Raw genomic sequence first — 20,271 nt, 5'->3', positions numbered from 1 at the left:
CCATGCCTTATCAGCAGCTTTACGCGCGCTGGAAAGCCGATCCGGAAGCGTTCTGGATGCAGGCCGCCGATGCGATCGACTGGACCGCGCCGCCAAGCCGCGCCTTCTTCGATCAGGGGCCGGCGGGCGAATGGTTCTCCGATGCCATGGTCAACACCTGTTGGAACGCCATCGACCGCCATGTCGCCGCGGGCCATGGCGACCGGCTGGCGGTGATCCATGACAGCCCGATGACCCACAGCGTCTCGCGGCTGACCTATGCCGAATTGCAGGACCGGGTGGCGCGGCTGGCCGGGGTGCTGACGGCGCGCGGGATCGTCAAGGGCGACCGCGTCCTCATCTACATGCCGATGATCCCGGAGGCGCTGGAAGCGATGCTGGCCTGCGCCCGGATCGGGGCGATCCATTCGGTCGTCTTCGGGGGCTTCGCCGCCCATGAGCTGGCCGTGCGCATCGACGATGCCCAGCCCCGCGCGATCATCGCCGCCAGCTGCGGGCTGGAGCCGGGCCGCGTCGTTCCCTACAAGCCCCTGATGGACCGCGCCATCGCCGAGGCCGTCCACAAGCCCGACTTCACCGTCGTCTTCCAGCGCCCCGAATGCGCGGCCGAGATGGTGGCGGGCCGCGATCTGGACTGGGCCGAGGCCGTGGCCGCCGCCGATCCGGTGGACTGCGTCCCGGTCGAGGGCAACCACCCGGCCTATATCCTCTATACCTCGGGCACGACGGGCCAGCCCAAGGGCGTGGTGCGCCACACGGCGGGCCATCTGGTCGCGCTGGCCTGGAGCGTGCCGCATATCTACGACATCGGCCCGGGCGAGGTCTTCTGGGTGGCCTCGGACGTGGGCTGGGTCGTGGGGCACAGCTATATCGTCTATGGCCCGCTGATCGCCGGGGCGACGACCGTGGTCTTCGAGGGCAAGCCCGTGGGCACGCCCGATGCCGGGACCTTCTGGCGGGTGGTCGCGGATCACAAGGTGAAGAGCTTCTTCACCGCCCCCACCGCCATCCGTGCCGTCAAGCGCGACGACCCCGAGGGCAGGCTGGTGGGCCAGTATGACCTGTCCAGCCTCAAGGCGATGTTCCTGGCGGGCGAGCGCGCCGATCCCGATACCGTCACCTGGGCCGAGGAGCGGCTGAAGGTCCCGGTGATCGACCACTGGTGGCAGACCGAGACGGGCTGGGCCATCGCCGCCAACCCCCTGGGCGTGGGCCTGATGCCCATCCGCAAGGGCAGCCCGACCCTGCCCATGCCCGGATATGACGTGCAGGTGCTGGACGAGGGCGGCCATCCGGTGCCCCCCGGCACGCTTGGCGCGATCGCCATCAGGCTGCCTTTGCCGCCGGGCACGCTGCCGACGCTGTGGAAGGCCGAGGACCGGTTCCGCCGCGCCTATCTGGACCATTTCCCGGGCTTCTACGAGACCGGCGATGCAGGCATCATCGACGAGGACGGCTATGTCTGGATCATGTCGCGCACCGATGACGTGATCAACGTCGCGGGCCACCGCTTGTCCACCGGCGGCATGGAGGAGGTGCTGGCCGCGCATCCCGCCGTCGCGGAATGCGCGGTGATCGGGGTGGCGGACGCGCTGAAGGGTCAGGCGCCTCTGGGGCTGTTATGCCTCAAGAAGGGGGTCGAGACGGACCCGGCGCAGATCACCGCCGAGGTGGTGCGCATGGTGCGCGACCGCATCGGGCCGGTCGCGGCCTTCAAGACCGCCTGCGTGGTGGACCGCCTGCCCAAGACCCGGTCCGGCAAGATCCTGCGCGCGACCATGGCCAGGATCGCCGATGGCTGCGAGGTGGTGACGCCCGCGACGATCGACGATCCGGCGATCTTGGACGAGATCCGCCTGGCGCTGAAGCGCGTGGGCTATCCGGTGGCGCAGGTCCCGGCGGGCGCGGACTGACAGAGGGGGGCGCTGCCCCCCTCCCGTTCCGGGAGTCCCCCCGGGGTATTTCCGTCAAAGAAGAAGATCAGGACAGATCGGCGCCGAGGCGGGTCATCAGGGGCACGAAATCGGGAAAGGACGTGGTGATCGGGCCGGCATCGTCGATGCCGACCGGGCTTTCGGTCGCCAGCCCGAGGATCAGGAAGGACATGGCGATGCGGTGGTCCAGATGGGTGACCGCATGGCCTCCGCCCGGGACATGGGCCAGGCCGTGGACGGTCATGCTGTCGGGGGTGTCCTCGACCCGCACGCCATTGGCGCGCAGGCCCACGGCCATGGCGTCGATGCGGTCGCTTTCCTTCACGCGCAGCTCGGCCACGCCGTTCATCACCGTGGGGCCTTTGGCAAAGGCCGCGATCACCGACAGGATCGGGAATTCGTCGATCATGCTGGCGGCGCGGGCGGCGGGGACGGTCACGCCCATCAGCGGGCCGTGGCGGACGAGCAGATCGGCCACCGGCTCTCCGCCCTCGTCGCGGGGGTTCTCATAGGTGATGTCGGCGCCCATCTCGCGCAGGGTCACGTAGAGCCCGTCGCGCGTCGGATTGCGGCTGACGCCGGGCACGCGAATTTCGGATCCCGGCACGATCAGCGCCGCCGCCACCGGGAAGGCCGCGCTGGAGGGATCGCGCGGCACCGCCACCGGCTGCGGGCGCAGTTCGGGGCGGCCGGTCAGGGTGACCTTGTGCCCCTCGGGCACTGTCTCGGTGCGGATCTGCGCGCCGAAGCCCGCCAGCATCCGTTCGGAATGGTCGCGCGTGGGCTCGGGTTCGATCACCACCGTGTCGCCGGGGACGTTGAGGCCCGCCAGCAGGATCGCGGACTTGATCTGCGCGCTGGCGACGGGGGTGTGGTAGGTCACCGGGACCGGGTTCGTCGCGCCTTGAACCGTGATCGGCAGCCGGCCCCCCTCGCGCGCGGTGATCCGGGCGCCGAACTGTGCCAGCGGGTCGGTCACCCGCGCCATCGGGCGGCGCGACAGGCTGGCATCGCCCGTGAAGGTCGCGGTGACGGGCGTGGTGGCCATCGCCCCCATGATCAGCCGCACGCCGGTGCCGGAATTCCCGCAATCGATGACGCCCTCGGGGCTGGAGAAGCCGCCTACGCCCACGCCATGCACCGACCAGTCGCCGGGGCCGTGCTGGACCACCTGCGCGCCGAAGGCCTGCATGGCGCGCGCCGTGTCCAGCACGTCCTGGCCTTCCAGCAGGCCGGTGATCCGCGTCTCTCCGACGGCCAGGGCGCCCAGGATCAGCGCGCGGTGGCTGATGGACTTGTCGCCCGGCACCAGGGCTTCGCCGGTCAGGGGGCCGGTGCGGCGCGCGGTCATGGGACGGGGATCTGCGGAATGCGACATGGGCGGACCTTCCAGGTTGTGCGGGGTCTTCTAGCCCGGCGGCCCCGGTCCTGCCACCATGATCTTGAGGCCGGGCCCCGCCCGCCCTAGAAGGGGCGATCATCAAAGGAGATCCCGATGCAGGACCTGGACCGGCTGCGCGCCCTGGGCGACCCCGACCGTGCCGCCCGCGCCAGCGCCCGCCACAAGAGCGGCCGCGAGACCCTGGGCGTGCCCCCCGCGCAGATCGAGGCGCTGGCCGCCGAATGGCGCGCGGGCCTGGACATCGAGCCGCGCGTGGCGCTGGCCCGCGCGCTGTGGGACAGCGACATCCACGAGGCGCGGTTGGCGGCGGCGCGGCTGCTGGTGCAGGCGCGGATGCGCCCCGATGACGGGGCCTGGGCTGCGATGCTGGACTGGGCGCCGCAGATCGACGGGCAGGAGATCGGCGACGGCGTGATGTCGGCGGCGTCGCGCCGGCTGGTGGCCCAGCCCGACCGGCTGGACCGCATCGCCCCCTGGGCCACCAGCCGCAACCCCTGGCTGCGGCGGGGCCTGCTGGTCGCGACCGCCCCCTGGGCCAAGATGAATGCGCCGAAGCCGCAGGATCTGGAGATCCGCGAGGACGTGCTGGCCTGGGCGCTGACGCTGTCGACCGACCGCAACGGCGCAGTGCGTCAGGCGGCGATGGCTTGGGTGCGCGATCTGTCCAAGCACGACCCTGCGCGGGTCGCCCTGTGGCAGCAGGCGCAGGAGGAGCGTGTCGCGGCGCGGGCCGAGGCCCGGGCGGCGGGTGTGGTGGAGCCCGACGAGATCGACGACCCCGACGAGGACGACCGGCTGGCGGACGCCGACCTTGGGGCCGGCATCGCCCCGGAGCCAGACCCCGCCCCGGACATGGATGCCGCCCCCGAGGACGAGGACGACACCCCCGCCCCCGATCAGGAGCGGTAGACCTCCAGCGTCGGCAGGTCGGTCAGCGAGACGCCCAGAAGCTGCAGCGCGGGCAGCGAGACCTGGCTGCCGCTGCCGCCGCCGGTCAGGGGGATCAGCTCGACCTGGGCCGATTTCCCGGTGGCGGGGTTCACGATGCGGCCCTGCGCGCGTTCCTGCACCAGGGGCGTCTTGATCCAGAACCCGCCCTCGGACGGATTGCCAAGCGATCCGACCGTGGTGCCAAGCCGCGTCTCGGCGCTGGCGGCCGGGGCCTGGGCGGCGGCGGCGCGCTGTTCGGGCGTGGTCGTGTCTAACTGCGCGGGCGTGGCGCGCGCGACGGGGCGCGGGCTGGGGGCGCGGGTCACGGCGGTGGCGGCCGAGACCTGCGCCTCGGTCGCCTGCGGGGCGGTGGGGCGGTCGGTCAGGGCCGTCACCTGGGCGCAGCCCGCCAGCACCAGGGCAAGCCCCAGGGCGGCGGCAAGGGGGGTCGGACGCATCGAAATCTCCTTCATTCCGGTCTTGGCGCAACCTTAGACGCGGGCGCGGCCCAAGGTCCACCGCATCGCAGACGAATGCCCGGCTTGTGAGCGGCCCCTCGCGCCCCTAGATTGGACGGCATGGACATGCACCCTCCCCTGCCCGCGCTGATCGATCCCTTCGCCCGGCCCATCACCTATCTTCGGGTCTCGGTCACGGATCGCTGCGACTTCCGCTGCGTCTATTGCATGGCCGAGCACATGCAATTCCTGCCCAAGGCCGACCTGCTGACGCTGGAGGAACTGGACCGGCTCTGCACCGCCTTCATCGGCCTGGGCGTGCGCAAGCTGCGCATCACCGGGGGCGAGCCTCTGGTCCGGCGCGGCATCATGGGATTCTTCCGCAATGTCGCGCGCCATCTGGGCCAAGGCCTGGACGAGCTGACGTTGACCACCAATGGCAGCCAGCTGGCCCGCCACGCGGCGGAGCTGGCCGAGATCGGCGTGCGCCGGGTGAACGTCTCGCTGGACACGCTGGACCCGGACAAGTTCGCGGCGATCACCCGGTGGGGCCGCCTGCCGCAGGTGCTCGACGGCGTCCGTGCCGCCACCGCCGCTGGCCTGCGGGTCAAGATCAATGCCGTCGCGCTGAAGGGCGTCAACGATGCCGAGCTGTTCGATCTGGTCCGCTGGTGCGGCGACGAGGGGCACGATCTGACCTTCATCGAGGTCATGCCGATGGGCGAGATGGGCGAGGAGAATCGTCTGGACCAATACTGGCCCCTGTCCGACCTGCGCGCGCAACTGGCCGAACGCTTCACCCTGATCGACCTGGCCGAGCGCACGGGCGGCCCCGCCCGCTATGTCAAGCTGGCCGAGACGGGCCAGAAGATCGGCTTCATCACGCCGCTGACCCATAATTTCTGCGAAAGCTGCAACCGTGTCCGCGTCACCTGCACCGGAGAGCTGTTCATGTGCCTGGGGCAAGAGGACAATGCCGACCTGCGCGCGCCCCTGCGCGCCAGCCCGGACGATGCCGCGTTGGAGCAGACGATCCGCGCCGCCATCGCGCGCAAGCCCAAGGGCCACGACTTCGACTATTCGCGTCAGAAGGTCGACGGCCAGATGACCCGGCATATGAGCCATACCGGGGGCTGAGGCGCGTCAGAGCGGTGCCCGAGGCGCGCCCATCGAGATCCCGTAAAGCACCACTGCGAGTGGTCTAGACCGGGCGGCGGTTCATAGGCGCCGCCCGAGCCCGGTCAGTGAATCGCCGCGACCAGTGCCGAGGGCGCGGTCTGGACCTCGCCCTCGGCGGCCAGGAAATGCTCGGCATCCAGCGCGGCCATGCAGCCCATGCCGGCGCTGGTGATGGCCTGGCGATAGATGTGGTCGGTCAGGTCTCCGGCGGCGAAGACTCCGGGGATCGAGGTGCGGGTGCTGCCCGGCTCGACCTTCACATAGCCGCCATTGTGCAGCTCCAGCTGGCCCGCGACCAGCTCGCTGGCCGGCGCATGGCCGATCGCCACGAAGACGCCGTCGGCCTTGACCGTCCGCGTGGAGCCGTCGCGCAGATCGCGCAGCAGGGCGCCTGTGACGCCCATCGGCGTCTCGGCCCCGGTCACCTCGGCCAGTTCGCTGTTCCAGATCACCTCGACCTTGGGATGGGCGAACAGGCGGTTCTGCAGGATCTTCTCGGCCCGCAGGCTGTCGCGGCGATGGACCAGCGTGACCTTGCTGGCGAAACGCGTCAGGAACAGCGCCTCCTCGACCGCGGTGTTGCCGCCGCCGATCACCACGACCTCGCGGTTGCGATAGAAGAACCCGTCGCAGGTGGCGCAGGCGCTGACGCCGAAGCCCTTGTACTTCTCCTCGGAGGGCAGGCCCAGCCAGCGTGCCTGCGCGCCCGTCGCCAGGACCACCGCATCCGCCGTCACCACGCGCCCGCTGTCGCAGGTCGCGGTGAAGGGGCGGCGTTGCAGATCCAGCGCGGTGACCAGATCGGTCACGATCTCGGCACCCATCGCCTTGGCATGGGCCTCCATCTTCACCATCAGCTCGGGGCCCTGGATCTCGGTCTCGCCGGGCCAGTTCTCGACCTCGGTCGTGATGGTCAGCTGCCCGCCGGGCTGCATGCCCTGGATCAGCATCGGCTCCAGCATGGCGCGGGCGGCATAGACGGCAGCGGTGTAGCCCGCCGGGCCCGACCCCACGATCAACAATTTCACATGGCTGCGTTCGGTCATCTTGCGCCCCTTTCGCGGTTTGTGCATGAGGTAGTGCCTCACGCGGCCGACTGCAACGCATGCCCGCCTTGCGGCAGCAACAGAAAGATTGTTGCGCCCACGGGGGCGTCATTGTAGTTTCCGCAAACGCCGCGATCGAACAGAAGAAAGATCCTCATGGCTGGCGCCAAACTTGACGACATCGACCGCAAGATCCTGGCCGAACTGCAGGCCGATGGCCGGATGACCAATGTCGAACTGGCCCGCCGCGTGGGCATTTCCGCCCCGCCCTGCCTGCGCCGGGTCCGCACGCTGGAAGAGCTGGGCTATATCCGGGGCTATCACGCCGATATCGACGCCCGCGAACTGGGATTCGAGGTGCAGGTCTTTGCGATGGTGCGGCTGGCCTCGCAGTCCGAACGCGACCTCTCGGCCTTCGAGGCGCGGGTCATGTCCTGGCCGCTGGTCCGCGAATGCCACATGCTGAACGGCGAGATCGACTTCATCCTGAAATGCGTCTCGCCCGACCTCTCGACCTTCCAGCGCTTCCTGACCAACAGCCTGACGGCGGCGCCGAACGTGGCCTCGGTCAAGACCTCGCTGGTGATCCGGGGCGCCAAGGACGAGCCCGCCGTCCCCTTCGAGATCGTCGAGGAGCGCGTCCGCGAGGCCGGCTAGAGCGAGATCGCGCTGATCAGCCGGCCGTAATCGACCTGCCCCTCATGCGTGGCACGCCTGTAGCTGAAGAAGCGGTCCGGGTCGGAATAGGTGCAATGGCGCGACCATTCCGCCTCGACCCCCACCGCGCGCAGGCGCGACAGGCCAAAGGCGGGCAGGTCGAACATCGGCCGCCCCTGCTGCCCGCCGCTGAAGAAGCGGTCGGACCCGGGATCCTCGGTCAGGAAGTCGTCCATGAAGTCGGGGCCCACCTCATAGGCGCGCTGGCTGATCGAGGGGCCGATCACCGCCCGGATCTGCGTCGCGCCCAAGGCCTGCATGGCGGCCACCGTTTCCTCGATCACCCCGTTCAGGGCCCCGCGCCAGCCCGCATGGCAGGCCCCCACGACGCCCGCGCCCGCATCGGCCAGCAGGATCGGCTGGCAATCGGCGGTCAGCACCGCCAGCGCCACGTCGCGCCGCGCCGTCACCAGCCCGTCGGCATCGGTGTCGCGGATGGCGTCCAGATCGGCGTCCGCGCCGATCGTCACCACATCGGCGGAATGGACCTGCCGCACCGTCGCCAGATGCCCCGCGCCCACACCCATCGCATCGGCCACGCGCGCGCGGTTGACCTGCACCATGTCGCTTTGATCGGTGGAGCGGCGCCCACAATTCAGCCCCGCGAACAGCCCCGACGAGGCGCCGCCCTTGCGGGTGAAGAAGCCATGCGTCGTGCCTGACAGCAGCGGATGGGTCAGTATTTCAAGCGTCGTCTGCATGGGCCTCCAGCGCCTCGAAACCGGGCACGGGCGGGGCGCCCGCGGGCCAGAACGCGATGGCCTTGAACAGGTGACCCATTTCGGACGGGTCGGTCAAGCGTCGAAGCGCCTGCAGCGCGCCCGCGTCCCCCGCCTGCGCCAGCCGTGCCGCCCGGGCGGGTGCGCCAAGCGCCGCCAGCCAGTCGCCCTGCCGCACCGGACGCGAGACGACCGCCCCGCCCCGCAGCCCCGCCGCCGCCAGCGCGGCGAAATCGACATGGGCGGTCAGGTCGGCCTCTCCGGGCCGGGCCAGGGGGTCCTCGGGGGCGTGGTTGCGCAGCGCCTGGAAGCTGTCGCCATAGCCGTTCCAGCCGCCGTAATCGATCAGGATCGCCGCCCCGCCCTGAGCGGCGATGCGCCGCGCCAGCGCCTCGGCGAAGGCGGCGCCCTCGGGGCAATCCTCGACGATGTCGCCGGGCTGGCCGGGGCGGTTCAGGGGGACGACGGGCCCCAGGCCCATGCGCAGGCCGGTATCGGACAGGCCGACCATGCGCTCGCGCCAGCCCTCGGGGGTCATCTGGAACTGCCGGATCGGCAGGGCGTCGATGAACTCGTTTCCGATCAGGAACAGGGGGTTGTCCGGCAGATCCTCGATTCCGTCGAGATGCCGGACATCGCCCAAACGCTCCCTCTGGACCTGCCGCAGATGGGGCGAGGCCTCGATCAGCGCCATCTGGGCCGCCTCCGCCATGCCCGGCACGACCCGGATCGCGCGCAGCATGTCGGCCATCAGCGTGCCGCGCCCCGGCCCCGGCTCGGCCAGGGTGAAGGGCGCGGGCCGTCCCTGATCCAGCCAGGCCTGCGCCAGGGCCAGCCCGCACATCTCTCCGAAAAGCTGATGGATCTCGGGGGCGGTGGTGAAATCGCCCGCAGCCCCGAAGGGATCGCGGGTGGCATAGTATCCGTGGCGGCTGTCCATCAGGCAGAGGCGCATGTACTCGGCCAGGCTCATCGGCCCGGTGGCCCGGATGCGCGCCGCGATGATCCCCGCCAGCGGCGTCATGCCGTGCGCGGCGGCCGGGCGCGGGCCCGCCAGATCAGCGCCAGCCCGATCAGCACCATCGGCAGCGACAGCACCTGCCCCATGGTCAGCCCGATCACTGGCCCGCCCAGCACATGCCCAAGCGGGTTGTCGGGCGTGATGAACTGCGCATCCGCGACCCGGAACAGCTCGACGAAGATGCGGGCAAGGCCATAGCCCGCCAGGAAGATCCCGAAGGCCAGCCCCAGGCGCCGCAGCCCGCCCGCGCGCACGACAGCCCACAGGATCAGGCCCAAAGCCAGCCCCTCCAGCCCGGCCTCGTAGAGCTGGCTGGGATGGCGGGCGCAGGGGCCGACCACGCCGGGGCAGGCCTGCGCGGCCTCGCCCGGAAAGACGACGCCCCAAGGCAGGTCGGTGGGGCGGCCCCACAGCTCGGCATTGATGAAGTTGGCGAGGCGCCCGAAGAGGATGCCGATCGGCGCCACCACGGCCATCGCATCGGCCAGCCGCAGGACCGGCACGCCCTGCGCCCGCGACCAGAGCCAGGTCGCCACGATCACCCCCGCGAAACCGCCGTGAAAGCTCATCCCGCCCTGCCAGACCATCAGGATCTGCGACGGATTGGCCAGATAATAGGCGGGCTCATAGAACAGCACGAATCCCAAGCGCCCGCCCAGGATCACCCCCAGGATCACCCAGGTCAGCAGGTCGTCGACCCGGTCGGCTTCGGTGGGGGGCGTGCCGCCCCAGATCGCCGGGCGGCGCATCATCGCCGCGATCACCCGCCAGCCGATGATCAGCCCTGCCAGATAGGCCAGCGCATACCAGCGCAGCGACAGCGAGAAACCCGCAAGATTGATCGTGAAGATCTCGGGGGCGATATCGGGAAAGGGGATCATGGGGCCTCGGGGTCAATTCGGGCGCACGCTAGTCGCGAAAGCCGCGGTGTCAACACATTGAACCCGGGCGCACGGCGGACCATATAGGACGCAACGCAAGCCAGAGGGCCTTTTACATGACCACGCAGAACCGTTTCTTCGACGACATGTCCAAGCTGATGACCAATGCCATGGGCGTGGCCCAGGGGGCCCGCACCGAGGCCGAGACCGCCATGAAGGGCTGGATCGACCGCTGGCTGGCCGACCGCGATTTCGTGACGCGCGAGGAATTCGAGGCCGTGCGCGAGATGGCGATCAAGGCCCGCACCGAGAATGCCGAACTGAAGGCGCGGCTGGACACGCTGGAAGCCGGGCGGACCACGCCTTAGGGCTGAAGCTGCAGCTGCCCGATCAGCCCGCCCGCGCGGTCATAGACCAGCACCTCGTCGGCTTCCGTGACCACCACGATGCGGTCGGCGGCGAAGGTGATCGCGGCGGGCCGGGCGCCCTCGGGCAAGGCGATGCTGCCCGGCAGATCCGGCAGGACCGGCTGGTTCAGCCGGATCCACAGCAGCGCCACGACGGTCACCATGCCAAGGCCCATGACGATCGTCAGCCCGGTGACCAGCATTTTCAGAAAGCGCAGCTCCGGGACCTCTTTCGCGGCGCGCTTCCAGTCGGTATCATCCTGCCCCATGTCGATCCTTTCCGTGACCATCCCGGCCAACCCGCCCGACCGGCTTGATAAGGCGCTTGCGCTGGCGGTGCCAGAGCAGGCGGCCCTGTCGCGTTCGCGCCTGATGCGCCTGATCGCCGAGGGGTCGGTCACCGGCCCCGACGGCCCGGCGCTCGACGGCAAGGCCCGCGTGACCGAGGGGCAGGAATACCACATCGCGCTGGCCCCGCCCGAGGATGTCGAGACCCGGCCCGAGGCCATCCCGCTGGTCGTCGCGCATGAGGACGATGACCTGATCGTGATCGACAAGCCGGCGGGCATGGTCGTCCATCCCGCGCCGGGCAGTCCTTCGGGAACGCTGGTCAATGCGCTTCTGGCCCATTGCGGCGCGACATTATCGGGGATCGGCGGCGAGAAGCGTCCGGGCATCGTGCACCGGATCGACAAGGACACCTCGGGCCTGCTGGTCGTGGCGAAATCCGACCGCGCCCATCACGGTCTGGCCGCCCAGTTCGAGGCGCATAGCGCCACCCGCCGCTATCTGGCGCTGGCCCATGGGGCGATCGACGCCGCAGATCCGCGCCTGCGGGCGACGCCCGGCGTCAGTTTCGAGGAGGGCGGCGTGCTGCGGATCGCCACCCATCTGGCACGGCACCCGACCGATCGTCAGAAGCAGGCCGTCCATGTCGACAAGGGCCGCCACGCCGTCACCCGCGCCCGCCTGCTGGAGCGGTTTGGGAAACCCCCGGTCGCCATGCTGGTCGAATGCCGGCTGGAGACGGGGCGCACCCATCAGATCCGCGTGCACATGGCCCATGCCGGGCTGGGGCTGATCGGCGATCCGGTCTATGGCGGCGCCCGGAAGGCCTCGACCAAGGTGCTGGGCTCGGTGGCCGGGGCGGTGCAGGCCTTTTCCCGACAGGCGCTGCACGCGGCGCATCTGGGCTTCGTCCATCCTGTCAGCGGCGCGGAGATGGCCTTCGACAGCCCCCTGCCCCCGGACATGCAGGAGCTTCTGGACCGGTTGCGGGGGGTCGGCGGCAGCGCCTCTTGACGGGTCGCCGGACCGCCCCCATAGTGATCGGTTCCCCTGATGCAAGACCCGGACCCGGAACATCTGCGGTCCGGGTGCGTTACGAGGGCTCTGTGAAAGGCATTCCTCATGGCCACCTATACCAATCTGCCCGCCCCCAGCCCCGAACAGGGGATGAACCGGTATCTGCAGGAGATCCGCAAGTTTCCCCTGCTGGAGCCCGAGCAGGAATACATGCTGGCCAAGGCCTGGGCCGACCATGAGGACAGCGAGGCGGCACATCAGCTGGTCACCAGCCACCTGCGGCTGGCCGCCAAGATCGCCATGGGCTATCGCGGCTATGGCCTGCCGCAGGCCGAGGTCATCAGCGAGGCCAATGTCGGCCTGATGCAGGCGGTCAAGCGCTTCGATCCCGAGCGCGGCTTCCGACTGGCGACCTATGCGATGTGGTGGATCCGCGCCTCGATCCAGGAATACATCCTGCGGTCCTGGTCCTTGGTCAAGATGGGCACCACCAGCGCGCAGAAGAAGCTGTTCTTCAACCTGCGCAAGGCCAAGTCCAAGATCGGCGCGCTGGAGGAGGGCGATCTGCGTCCCGAGAACGTCGCCCAGATCGCGACAGAGCTGAACGTGACCGAAAAAGAGGTCGTCGACATGAACCGGCGCCTGTCGGGCGGCGATGCCTCGCTGAACGCGCAGGTCGGTTCGGGCGACGGGGAATCGGCGGCGCAGTGGCAGGACTGGCTGGAGGATACCGACGCCAACCAGGCCGAGGCCTATGCCGAGACCGAGGAACTGGACACCCGCCGGCGCATGCTGGTCGCCGCGATGGACGTGCTGAACGACCGCGAAAAGGACATCCTGATGGAGCGGCGCCTGCGCGACGATCCGATGACGCTGGAGGATCTGTCCACCCGCTACAGCGTGTCGCGCGAGCGCATCCGCCAGATCGAGGTCCGCGCCTTCGAGAAGCTGCAGGAACGCATGCGCGTGCTGGCCCGGGAAAAGGGCATGCAGATCGCCGCCGAGGCGGAATGATCCCTGAAGGATAGGTCGCGCCGCATTGACCCGATGCGACGCGACGCTATGGTCTGGTCACGCCACAGGATGCGCCCCGATCATGCTGCCCCGATGACCTCCTCCACCGCCCTGACCGAGTTCCAGCGCCTGGAAGCGCAAGGATCGTGGCGCGAGCGTCCCGATGCGCGGTTGCGCGAGGTGATCGTCTCGGTCGGCGAGGCAACGCTGACCATGATGGACCCCAAATCCGACCAGCCCCTGTCGCATTGGTCGCTGCCGGCGGTCACCCGGCTCAATCCCGGGCGCCTGCCCGCGCTCTACACCCCCAGCAGGGATCTGCCCGACGAGACGGTCGAGATCGAGGACCCGGTGATGATCGAGGCGATCGAGCGGGTGCAGCGCGCCATCGCCTCGCATCGCGCGGTGCCGGGGCGGTTGCGCGGCGTGGTGACCGGGCTGGCCGTGCTGGCGATGCTGGGCGCGCTGATCTTCTGGCTGCCCGATGCGCTGATCCGCCATGCCGCCCGGATCGCCCCCCCCGCGCAGGCCCGCGATGTCGGGCTGGCGGTGCTGGCCGATCTGGAACGCAGCGCGGGCGCGGTCTGCCGGCGGACCTCGGGCCAGCAGGTGCTGGACTGGATGTCGCCCGACCTGATCGGCGCAGATGCTCTGGTTCAGGTCGTGCCCGGCCCCTTGAACGGCGCGCGGCGCCTGCCCGGCGATCTCTATGTGCTGGGCAGCGACCTGCTGACCGCCGCACCGGGACCCGAGGCCGCCGCCGGCCATCTGATCGCCGCGCGGATGGCTGTCGAGGACAAGACGGTGACCCTGCAGGCGCTGCGCCATGCCGGGCTGATGGCCTCGCTGCGGCTGATGACGCTTGGCACGCTGCCGCAGGGCGCGATGGAGGGTCTGGGCGAGGCGATGCTGTCCGAGGCCGTGCCCCGGCCTGATCTGGCCGCCCTGCCCCCGGCCTTTGCGCCCCTGGGCCTGTCGACCGAGCCCTATGCCCGCAGCATCGATCCGACCGGCGCCGCCGTCCTGCCGCTGATCGAGGCCGACCCGATCCGCGCCGGCGCGGCGCCTGCCGATCTGCTGACCGATGCGCAATGGCTGGCCCTGCAGCAGATCTGCGCGGGCTGATCCTCGGACGACCCGCGCGCGCAGCGGGCGCTAGACGAATTGCTCGCGCAGCAGGCGCTCGTCCAGCCCGTGGCCGGCATCGAAGAGAAGCCGGTGGCGGATCTCGCCGGCGCTGCGGATCTCGACCCGGGTGACATGGCGGACCGAGCGGCTGTCGGCATCGGCCATGACGGGGCGGCGTTCGGGATTGAGGACCTCGACCACCACCTCGGCGGATTTGGGCAGAAGCGCCCCCCGCCAGCGGCGCGGGCGGAAGGGCGCGATGGCGGTCAGGGCCAGCACCTCGGAGCCGATGGGCAGGATCGGACCATGGGCGGAATAGTTGTAGGCGGTCGAGCCCGCCGGGGTCGCGACCAGCACGCCGTCGCAGACCAGTTCCTCCATCCGCAGGCGGCCATCGACATGAATGCGCAGCTTCGCGGCCTGCGGGCCCTCGCGCAGCAGGCTGACCTCGTTGATGGCCAGCGCCTCGTGGCAGGTGCCGTCGGCGCAGGTGGCGCGCATGCGCAGCGGGTTGATGACGGTTTCCTCGGCGGCGGCGATGCGCTCGGGCAGGTCGTCCTCGGCATAGATGTTCATCAGGAAGCCCACCGTGCCCCGGTTCATGCCATAGACCGGCACGTCCCACCGGCGCGTCGCATGCAGCGTCTGCAGCATGAACCCGTCGCCGCCAAGCGCCACGACGACCTCGGCCCGGTCCGGGGTCACGCTGCCATAGCGCGCGGTCAGGGCCGTCAGCGCGGCCTGGGCGGCCTCGGCCTGGCTGGCGGTGAAATGGATCCTGAGGGTCATGGTCCTGTCCGGTGATGGACCCGCACCATCACGCCCCGCGCCGGCGAAGGCAACCCCGCCCGCAGGTCGCATCGGCGCCCGGGCGGGTCGTTTTGTCACTTTCCGCAGGGGCGTCGTTGCGGTAGAACGCGCCAACCCCGCCTTTCAGTCACAAAGGACGCAAGACCGATGAACGCACCCCACCGCGACAACGGCTTCTTCACCGAAACCCTGGCCAGCCGTGACCCCGACATCGCCAAGGCCATCACCCAGGAACTGGGCCGCCAGCGCGACGAGATCGAGCTGATCGCCTCCGAGAACATCGTCAGCCGCGCCGTGATGGAGGCGCAGGGATCCGTCCTGACGAACAAATATGCCGAGGGCTATCCCGGCAAGCGCTATTACGGCGGCTGCCAGTATGTCGACATCGCCGAGACCCTGGCGATCGAGCGCGCGAAGGAGCTGTTCGGCTGCGAATACGCCAACGTCCAGCCCAACAGCGGCAGCCAGATGAACCAGGCCGTGTTCCTGGCGCTGCTGCAGCCCGGCGACACCTTCATGGGCCTCGACCTGAACTCGGGCGGGCACCTGACGCATGGCAGTCCGGTCAACATGTCGGGCAAGTGGTTCAACGTGGTCAGCTATGGCGTGCGTCCGCAGGACCAGATGCTGGACATGGAGGCGATCGCGGAGAGCGCACGCGCCAACAAGCCCAAGCTGATCATCGCCGGCGGCACCGCCTATAGCCGCAGCTGGGACTGGGCCGCCTTCCGCGCCATCGCGGACGAGGTCGGCGCCTATCTGATGGTCGACATGGCCCATATCGCGGGTCTGGTCGCGGGCGGCGCCCATGCCTCGCCCATCCCCCATGCCCATGTGGTGACGACCACGACGCACAAGTCCCTGCGCGGACCGCGTGGCGGGATGATCCTGACCAATGATGCCGATATCGCCAAGAAGGTGAACTCGGCCGTCTTCCCGGGCCTGCAGGGCGGGCCGCTGATGCATGTGATCGCCGCGAAGGCCGTGGCCTTCGGCGAGGCGCTGCGTCCCGAATTCAAGACCTATGCCCATCAGGTCGTCAAGAATGCTGCCGCCATGGCGGACGAGCTGATGAAGGGCGGCATCGACATCGTCTCGGGCGGGACCGACAACCACCTCTGCCTGGCCGATCTGCGTCCCAAGGGCGTGACCGGCAAGGCCACCGAGGCGGCGCTTGGCCGCGCGCATGTCACCTGCAACAAGAACGGCGTGCCCTTCGATCCCGAGAAGCCCTTCGTGACCTCGGGCATCCGTCTTGGCGCCCCCGCCGGCACCACGCGCGGCTTTGCCGAGCCCGAGTTCCGCCAGATCGCCCGCTGGATCGTCGAGGTCGTCGATGGCCTGGCCGCCCATGGCGAGGACGGAAATGCCGAGGTCGAGGCCAAGGTTCGCGCGGAAGTGGCCGAGCTTTGCGCCCGCTTCCCGCTGTATCAGGGCATGTGATCCTCGTCTGAGCCCGTCCGGCCCGCCGCGCGTGCTTGTGCGGCGGGCTTTTTCATGGGCCGGCGGTGGGACGCGGGCCGGTGAGGGCGGAGGGGGGCCAGCCCCCCGCGCCTTGCGGCGCCCCCCCGGGGTATTTGGGCAAAGAAGAACTGGCTGGATGGTCAGCTTTGCCAGGCGGGCTTGCGTCTGTCGAAGAAGGCGCCGATCCCCTCGGCGGCCTCGGGGCCCTGCCAGGTGGCGACCAGACGGTCGATGCTGTCCTCGATGGCGGCGGCGTCGATGCGCGGGCCGAGCGCGCGGCATTGCGCCTTGGCGGCGGCCACCGCCTGCGGGGCGGCCTGCAGGAAGGGGGCGATCTCGGCCTCGATGGCGGCGTCCAGGTCCTCGGGGGCGACGGCGCGGGCGGCGAGGTTCAGCGTGACGGCCTCGGCCGCGTCGAAGATCCTGGCCGAGAAGAAGACCCGCCGCGCGGCGGGCTCGCCCATGCGGGCCAGAACATAGGGGCCGATGGTGGCGGGGATCAGGCCGAGGCGCACCTCGGTCAGGCCGAATTTCGCGGGGCTGGCGGCGATGGCGATGTCGCTGACCGCCATCATGCCGATGCCGCCGCCGAAGGCATTTCCGTGCACCCGGGCGATCAGGGGCTTGGGCAGGGTGTTCAGCGCCGAGAGCATCCCGGCCAAAGCGCGGGCGCCCTCGCGCCGGGTCGCCTCGTCGGCCTGCATCTGCTGGCGCATCCAGCCCAGATCGCCACCCGCGCAGAAGCTGGCGCCTTGGGCCGCCAGCACCACCACGCGGACCTGCGGGTCGGCACCGAGGCGGGCTGCGGCCTGGGTCAGCTCGTCCATCATCTGCCGCGACAGGGCGTTGTGCTTGTCGGGCCGGGCGAGCCAGAGGGTCGCCACGCCGCGCGGGTCGGTGTCAATGCGGATGGTGTCAGGCATGGGGGCCTCCCTGAGGCTGCGGGCCAAGGCGGCGGCGCGGTGAAGGATGGTCATGTCCAGCCCGTGATCGAAGCCCCGCGCGGTCAGATGGGCGGCCAAAGCCTCGGTCGCGACATTGCCTGCGGCACCGGGCGCATAGGGGCAACCGCCCAAGCCCCCCACGGCGGCGTCGAAGACCCGCAACCCGCGCGCGAGGCTGACATCGACATTCGCCAGCGCCCGGCCTGCGGTGTCGTGGTAATGCCCCGCCAGCCGGTCGGGCGGCAGGTCGTCCAGCACGGCGGCCAGCATGGCGTCGACGGTCTCGGGGCGGCCCTGCCCGATCGTGTCGCCCAGGCTGATCTCGCTGCAGCCCATGTCGCGCAGCGCGGCGGCGACGCGGGCCACGGCATGGGGCGGGGTCGGTCCGTCGAAGGGGCAGTCGGTGACCATGCTGACATAGCCGCGCAGCGTGATCCCGTCGGCCCGCGCGGCCTCGGCCACCGGGGCCAGACGCGCCAGGCTGTCAGAGATTGAGGCATTCAGGTTGGCCCGGCTGAAGCCCTCGGAGGCGCTGGCGAAGATAGCCACGATGTCAGCCCCCGCCGCCCGCGCCGCCTGATAGCCGCGCAGGTTGGGGGTGAGGACCGCGTAGCGCGTGCCGGGGCGGCGGGTGATGCCGGCCATGACCTCGGCCGCATCGGCCATCTGCGGCACCCATGCGGGGGGCACGAAGCTGGTCACCTCGATCCGCGCGAAGCCCGCACGGCTGAGCAGGTCGACCAGCGCGATCTTGTCCGCCGCGGGGATCAGGCGGGGTTCGTTCTGCAGCCCGTCGCGGGGGCCCATCTCGAAGATCTCGACCCGCTCAGCCATCGGGCTGGTCCTCCAGGCGGATGAGGGCGGCCCCGGCCTCGACCTGATCGCCGGCGCCCACCAGCACCTCGGCCACCACCCCGTCGCGGGCGGCGGTCAGGCTGTGTTCCATCTTCATCGCCTCCAGCACGGCAAGGCGGTCGCCGGCCGCGACCTGCTGGCCCAGGGTGACATGAACCGCCTTGACCAGCCCCGGCATGGGCGCGCGCGTCAGCCCGTCGCCGCCCTCGGCCGCGCCCGTCCGGGCCAGCGGATCGAGCGGGGTCAGATGCACGACCCGCCCGCCGAAGACGCTGACCCCCGCCGCATGGGTCACGATGCGCGCGCGACAGAGATCGCCATCGACCCACCAGCGCCCGCCCTGCCAGAGGACCTCGTGGGGCTGCACCAAGGTCACCCGGGCGGCGCCGGGGCCATGCACCTCGAGAAGCGCCGAGCCCCCCTCCCATGCGATGGTGCGGCGCAGGGGCTGCCACAGGGTCGTGCCGCCCTGCCGGGCGGGATCGGCCAGCCCCGCCAGCCCGATCACGCCCAGGACCAGCGCGCGGTCGTCGGGCGGGCCCGCGTCGATCAGCGCGTCCAGATCGCGGGCGATCAGGCCGGTATCGACCTCGCCCTGGCGAAAGCCCGCATGCCGGGTGAGGGCGGTCAGGAAGGCAAGGTTGGTGACCGATCCGGCCACCTCGGTGTCGACCAGTGCCTGTTCCAGCGCGCGCAGGGCGATGGCGCGGGTCGGCGCATGGGTCACGAGCTTGGCGATCATCGGATCGTACCAGGGGCTGATCGCGTCGCCGGGGCGCACGCCGGTCTCGATCCGGGCCTGATCGGGAAAGCGCAGATGCGACAGGCGCCCGGTCGCGGGCAGGAAGCCCGCCGGCACGTCCTCGGCATAGAGGCGCGCCTCGAAGGCATGGCCGGTGATGGACAGATCCTCCTGCCGGGCCGGCAGCGGCTCGCCCGAGGCGACGCGCAGCTGCCATTCGACCAGATCGATGCCGGTGATCGCCTCGGTCACGGGGTGCTCGACCTGCAGGCGGGTGTTCATCTCCATGAACCAGAAGCCGTCGGGGCGCAGGCCGTCGGCGCCATCGACGATGAACTCGATCGTGCCCGCGCCGGCATAGCCGATGGCCTCGGCGGCGCGGACGGCGGCGTCGCCCATGGCGCGGCGGACCTCGGGGGTCATGCCGGGGGCCGGGGCCTCCTCGATGACCTTCTGGTGGCGGCGCTGAAGGGAGCAGTCGCGTTCGTAGAGATGCACGGCGCGGGTGCCGTCGCCAAAGACCTGCATCTCGATATGGCGGGGCTGCAGGATGTATTTCTCGATCAGCACGGCGGGGTTGCCGAAGGCGCCCTGCGCCTCGGACCGCGCGCTGTCCAGCGCGTCGCGGAACTGCGCGGGATCGTCGACGCGCCGCATTCCCTTGCCGCCGCCCCCCGCCACCGCCTTGATGAGGACCGGATAGCCGATCTGTCCGGCCATCCGCGCCAGATGGTCGGGGTCCTGATCGGCGCCGTGATAGCCGGGCACGACCGGCACGCCGGCCTGTTCCATCAGCGCCTTGGCCGCGTCCTTGAGGCCCATCGCCCGGATCGCGGCTGCCGAGGGGCCGATGAAGACCAGCCCCGCCGCCACGATCGCATCGACGAAATCGGGGTTTTCCGAGAGAAAGCCGTAGCCCGGATGGATCGCCTGCGCGCCCGTGGCCCGTGCGGCGGCGATGACCCGGTCGGCGCGCAGATAGCTGTCGGCGGGGGCCGGCCCGCCCAGATGGACCGCCTCGTCGGCCATCTCGACATGGCGGGCGGCGCGGTCGGCGTCGGAATAGACGGCGACGGTGGCGACCCCCATGCGGCGGCAGCTGTCGATGACGCGGCAGGCGATCTCGCCCCGGTTGGCGATCAGGATCTTGTCGAACATGTCAGCACCTTCCGCGGGAGGCAGGAACAGGGGACGGGGGGAGAACGCCGGGGGCTTTGCGCCCCCGGACCCCCGCAGGATATTTGCGCCAAGATGAAAGGGCGCGGGCGGCGCACGCGGTCATCGCGGGTGTCCGGACGGTGGCATGGGCGATCCC

At 70.4% G+C, this 20,271-nt stretch carries 19 protein-coding genes and 1 pseudogene; 9 read left to right on the top strand and 11 right to left on the bottom strand.

Annotated features, from left to right (window positions below; translation table 11 throughout):
- Positions 1-2 precede the first annotated feature (2 nt).
- Positions 3-1,913 (top strand): propionyl-CoA synthetase, encoded by a 1,911-nt coding sequence (locus tag FA743_RS01130; RefSeq protein WP_136884047.1) that lies wholly within the window; start codon positions 3-5, stop codon positions 1,911-1,913.
- 67 nt (positions 1,914-1,980) lie between these two features.
- On the opposite strand, the gene aroA is transcribed toward FA743_RS01130, so the two are convergent.
- Complete coding sequence (gene aroA / locus FA743_RS01125) at positions 1,981-3,312, bottom strand: 3-phosphoshikimate 1-carboxyvinyltransferase (protein ID WP_136884046.1); 1,332 nt, start codon at positions 3,310-3,312, stop codon at positions 1,981-1,983.
- Between the two features lie 117 nt (positions 3,313-3,429).
- Between aroA and FA743_RS01120 the strand changes: the two genes are divergently transcribed.
- A complete protein-coding gene (locus FA743_RS01120) occupies positions 3,430-4,245 on the top strand; it encodes a DNA alkylation repair protein (RefSeq protein ID WP_136884045.1) in 816 nt (271 codons plus the stop codon).
- Here FA743_RS01120 and FA743_RS01115 read toward each other — a convergent pair.
- Positions 4,233-4,724: a hypothetical protein gene (locus FA743_RS01115; protein ID WP_136884044.1), complete on the bottom strand. Its 492-nt coding sequence runs from the start codon at positions 4,722-4,724 to the stop codon at positions 4,233-4,235. The genes FA743_RS01120 and FA743_RS01115 overlap by 13 nt on opposite strands.
- 120 nt (positions 4,725-4,844) lie before the next feature.
- Here FA743_RS01115 and moaA point away from each other — a divergent pair, with 120 nt between their 5' ends.
- Complete coding sequence (gene moaA, locus FA743_RS01110; RefSeq protein ID WP_136884043.1) at positions 4,845-5,861, top strand: GTP 3',8-cyclase MoaA; 1,017 nt, start codon at positions 4,845-4,847, stop codon at positions 5,859-5,861.
- A 104-nt stretch (positions 5,862-5,965) separates the two neighbouring features.
- Here the strand turns inward: moaA and trxB are convergent, their stop codons facing one another.
- Positions 5,966-6,949 (bottom strand): thioredoxin-disulfide reductase, encoded by a 984-nt coding sequence (gene trxB / locus FA743_RS01105; protein WP_136884042.1) that lies wholly within the window; start codon positions 6,947-6,949, stop codon positions 5,966-5,968.
- A 156-nt stretch (positions 6,950-7,105) separates the two neighbouring features.
- Between trxB and FA743_RS01100 the strand changes: the two genes are divergently transcribed.
- A complete protein-coding gene (locus tag FA743_RS01100; RefSeq protein WP_136884041.1) occupies positions 7,106-7,606 on the top strand; it encodes an Lrp/AsnC family transcriptional regulator in 501 nt (166 codons plus the stop codon).
- On the opposite strand, the gene pgeF is transcribed toward FA743_RS01100, so the two are convergent.
- Genes pgeF through lgt form a run of 3 tightly spaced genes read right to left on the bottom strand, consistent with a single transcriptional unit; the run spans position 7,603 to position 10,287 of the window.
- Positions 7,603-8,367, bottom strand: coding sequence for a peptidoglycan editing factor PgeF (gene pgeF / locus FA743_RS01095; protein WP_136884040.1), 765 nt, complete (start codon positions 8,365-8,367; stop codon positions 7,603-7,605). The genes FA743_RS01100 and pgeF overlap by 4 nt on opposite strands.
- Entirely contained in the window at positions 8,351-9,409 is a 1,059-nt protein-coding gene (locus FA743_RS01090; protein WP_136884039.1) for a class I SAM-dependent methyltransferase, read from the bottom strand. The genes pgeF and FA743_RS01090 overlap by 17 nt, the downstream gene beginning before the upstream one ends.
- Positions 9,406-10,287, bottom strand: coding sequence for a prolipoprotein diacylglyceryl transferase (gene lgt, locus FA743_RS01085; protein WP_136884038.1), 882 nt, complete (start codon positions 10,285-10,287; stop codon positions 9,406-9,408). Before lgt ends, FA743_RS01090 begins: the two co-directional genes overlap by 4 nt.
- 116 nt (positions 10,288-10,403) lie before the next feature.
- Here lgt and FA743_RS01080 point away from each other — a divergent pair, with 116 nt between their 5' ends.
- Complete coding sequence (locus FA743_RS01080) at positions 10,404-10,655, top strand: accessory factor UbiK family protein (RefSeq protein WP_136884037.1); 252 nt, start codon at positions 10,404-10,406, stop codon at positions 10,653-10,655.
- Here FA743_RS01080 and FA743_RS01075 read toward each other — a convergent pair.
- The gene (locus FA743_RS01075; RefSeq protein ID WP_136884036.1) at positions 10,652-10,963 is read right to left on the bottom strand and encodes a DUF6476 family protein; all 312 of its coding nucleotides are present in this window, start codon (positions 10,961-10,963) and stop codon (positions 10,652-10,654) included. The genes FA743_RS01080 and FA743_RS01075 overlap by 4 nt on opposite strands.
- Here FA743_RS01075 and FA743_RS01070 point away from each other — a divergent pair.
- The 3 genes from FA743_RS01070 (at position 10,962) to FA743_RS01060 (ending at position 14,138) form a co-directional block, all read left to right on the top strand.
- Positions 10,962-11,996: an RluA family pseudouridine synthase gene (locus FA743_RS01070; RefSeq protein ID WP_136884035.1), complete on the top strand. Its 1,035-nt coding sequence runs from the start codon at positions 10,962-10,964 to the stop codon at positions 11,994-11,996. The genes FA743_RS01075 and FA743_RS01070 overlap by 2 nt on opposite strands.
- A 108-nt stretch (positions 11,997-12,104) precedes the next feature.
- Positions 12,105-13,013: an RNA polymerase sigma factor RpoH gene (gene rpoH, locus FA743_RS01065; protein WP_136884034.1), complete on the top strand. Its 909-nt coding sequence runs from the start codon at positions 12,105-12,107 to the stop codon at positions 13,011-13,013.
- A gap of 93 nt (positions 13,014-13,106) precedes the next feature.
- Entirely contained in the window at positions 13,107-14,138 is a 1,032-nt protein-coding gene (locus FA743_RS01060) for a hypothetical protein (protein WP_136884033.1), read from the top strand.
- A 30-nt stretch (positions 14,139-14,168) separates the two neighbouring features.
- Here FA743_RS01060 and FA743_RS01055 read toward each other — a convergent pair whose 3' ends face one another.
- Positions 14,169-14,930 (bottom strand): NAD kinase, encoded by a 762-nt coding sequence (locus tag FA743_RS01055; protein ID WP_136884032.1) that lies wholly within the window; start codon positions 14,928-14,930, stop codon positions 14,169-14,171.
- A gap of 168 nt (positions 14,931-15,098) precedes the next feature.
- Here FA743_RS01055 and glyA point away from each other — a divergent pair, with 168 nt between their 5' ends.
- Positions 15,099-16,394: a serine hydroxymethyltransferase gene (glyA, locus tag FA743_RS01050; RefSeq protein ID WP_136884031.1), complete on the top strand. Its 1,296-nt coding sequence runs from the start codon at positions 15,099-15,101 to the stop codon at positions 16,392-16,394.
- A 161-nt stretch (positions 16,395-16,555) separates the two neighbouring features.
- On the opposite strand, the gene FA743_RS20425 is transcribed toward glyA, so the two are convergent.
- The 3 genes and pseudogenes from FA743_RS20425 to FA743_RS01040 all read right to left on the bottom strand — a co-directional run bounded on the left by FA743_RS20425 (position 16,556) and on the right by FA743_RS01040 (position 20,114).
- On the bottom strand, positions 16,556-17,338 hold the full coding sequence (locus tag FA743_RS20425) for a crotonase/enoyl-CoA hydratase family protein (protein WP_211242183.1): 783 nt from the start codon (positions 17,336-17,338) through the stop codon (positions 16,556-16,558).
- Positions 17,339-17,347: 9 nt separating this feature from the next.
- Positions 17,348-18,193 (bottom strand): annotated as a pseudogene (locus FA743_RS20420) (hydroxymethylglutaryl-CoA lyase); the annotation flags it as partial.
- Positions 18,186-20,114: an acetyl/propionyl/methylcrotonyl-CoA carboxylase subunit alpha gene (locus FA743_RS01040; RefSeq protein WP_136884029.1), complete on the bottom strand. Its 1,929-nt coding sequence runs from the start codon at positions 20,112-20,114 to the stop codon at positions 18,186-18,188. The gene FA743_RS01040 and the pseudogene FA743_RS20420, both read right to left, overlap by 8 nt.
- Positions 20,115-20,271 lie beyond the last annotated feature (157 nt).

The organism is Paracoccus gahaiensis (assembly GCF_005048225.1).
Taxonomy (GTDB): Bacteria; Pseudomonadota; Alphaproteobacteria; order Rhodobacterales; family Rhodobacteraceae; genus Paracoccus; species Paracoccus gahaiensis.
Note: the sequence above shows the minus strand (reverse complement) of the source record. Positions and strands in the feature narration are given on the sequence as shown.

Excerpts from the sequence above, each read along its gene's own strand:
- FA743_RS01130 (WP_136884047.1), top strand. The coding sequence starts at position 3 with ATGCCTTATCAGCAGCTTTACGCGCGCTGGAAAGCCGATCCGGAAGCG.
- aroA (WP_136884046.1), bottom strand. The coding sequence starts at position 3,312 with ATGTCGCATTCCGCAGATCCCCGTCCCATGACCGCGCGCCGCACCGGC.
- FA743_RS01120 (WP_136884045.1), top strand. The coding sequence starts at position 3,430 with ATGCAGGACCTGGACCGGCTGCGCGCCCTGGGCGACCCCGACCGTGCC.
- FA743_RS01115 (WP_136884044.1), bottom strand. The coding sequence starts at position 4,724 with ATGCGTCCGACCCCCCTTGCCGCCGCCCTGGGGCTTGCCCTGGTGCTG.
- moaA (WP_136884043.1), top strand. The coding sequence starts at position 4,845 with ATGGACATGCACCCTCCCCTGCCCGCGCTGATCGATCCCTTCGCCCGG.
- trxB (WP_136884042.1), bottom strand. The coding sequence starts at position 6,949 with ATGACCGAACGCAGCCATGTGAAATTGTTGATCGTGGGGTCGGGCCCG.
- FA743_RS01100 (WP_136884041.1), top strand. The coding sequence starts at position 7,106 with ATGGCTGGCGCCAAACTTGACGACATCGACCGCAAGATCCTGGCCGAA.
- pgeF (WP_136884040.1), bottom strand. The coding sequence starts at position 8,367 with ATGCAGACGACGCTTGAAATACTGACCCATCCGCTGCTGTCAGGCACG.
- FA743_RS01090 (WP_136884039.1), bottom strand. The coding sequence starts at position 9,409 with ATGACGCCGCTGGCGGGGATCATCGCGGCGCGCATCCGGGCCACCGGG.
- lgt (WP_136884038.1), bottom strand. The coding sequence starts at position 10,287 with ATGATCCCCTTTCCCGATATCGCCCCCGAGATCTTCACGATCAATCTT.
- FA743_RS01080 (WP_136884037.1), top strand. The coding sequence starts at position 10,404 with ATGACCACGCAGAACCGTTTCTTCGACGACATGTCCAAGCTGATGACC.
- FA743_RS01070 (WP_136884035.1), top strand. The coding sequence starts at position 10,962 with ATGTCGATCCTTTCCGTGACCATCCCGGCCAACCCGCCCGACCGGCTT.
- FA743_RS01075 (WP_136884036.1), bottom strand. The coding sequence starts at position 10,963 with ATGGGGCAGGATGATACCGACTGGAAGCGCGCCGCGAAAGAGGTCCCG.
- rpoH (WP_136884034.1), top strand. The coding sequence starts at position 12,105 with ATGGCCACCTATACCAATCTGCCCGCCCCCAGCCCCGAACAGGGGATG.
- FA743_RS01060 (WP_136884033.1), top strand. The coding sequence starts at position 13,107 with ATGACCTCCTCCACCGCCCTGACCGAGTTCCAGCGCCTGGAAGCGCAA.
- FA743_RS01055 (WP_136884032.1), bottom strand. The coding sequence starts at position 14,930 with ATGACCCTCAGGATCCATTTCACCGCCAGCCAGGCCGAGGCCGCCCAG.
- glyA (WP_136884031.1), top strand. The coding sequence starts at position 15,099 with ATGAACGCACCCCACCGCGACAACGGCTTCTTCACCGAAACCCTGGCC.
- FA743_RS20425 (WP_211242183.1), bottom strand. The coding sequence starts at position 17,338 with ATGCCTGACACCATCCGCATTGACACCGACCCGCGCGGCGTGGCGACC.
- FA743_RS01040 (WP_136884029.1), bottom strand. The coding sequence starts at position 20,114 with ATGTTCGACAAGATCCTGATCGCCAACCGGGGCGAGATCGCCTGCCGC.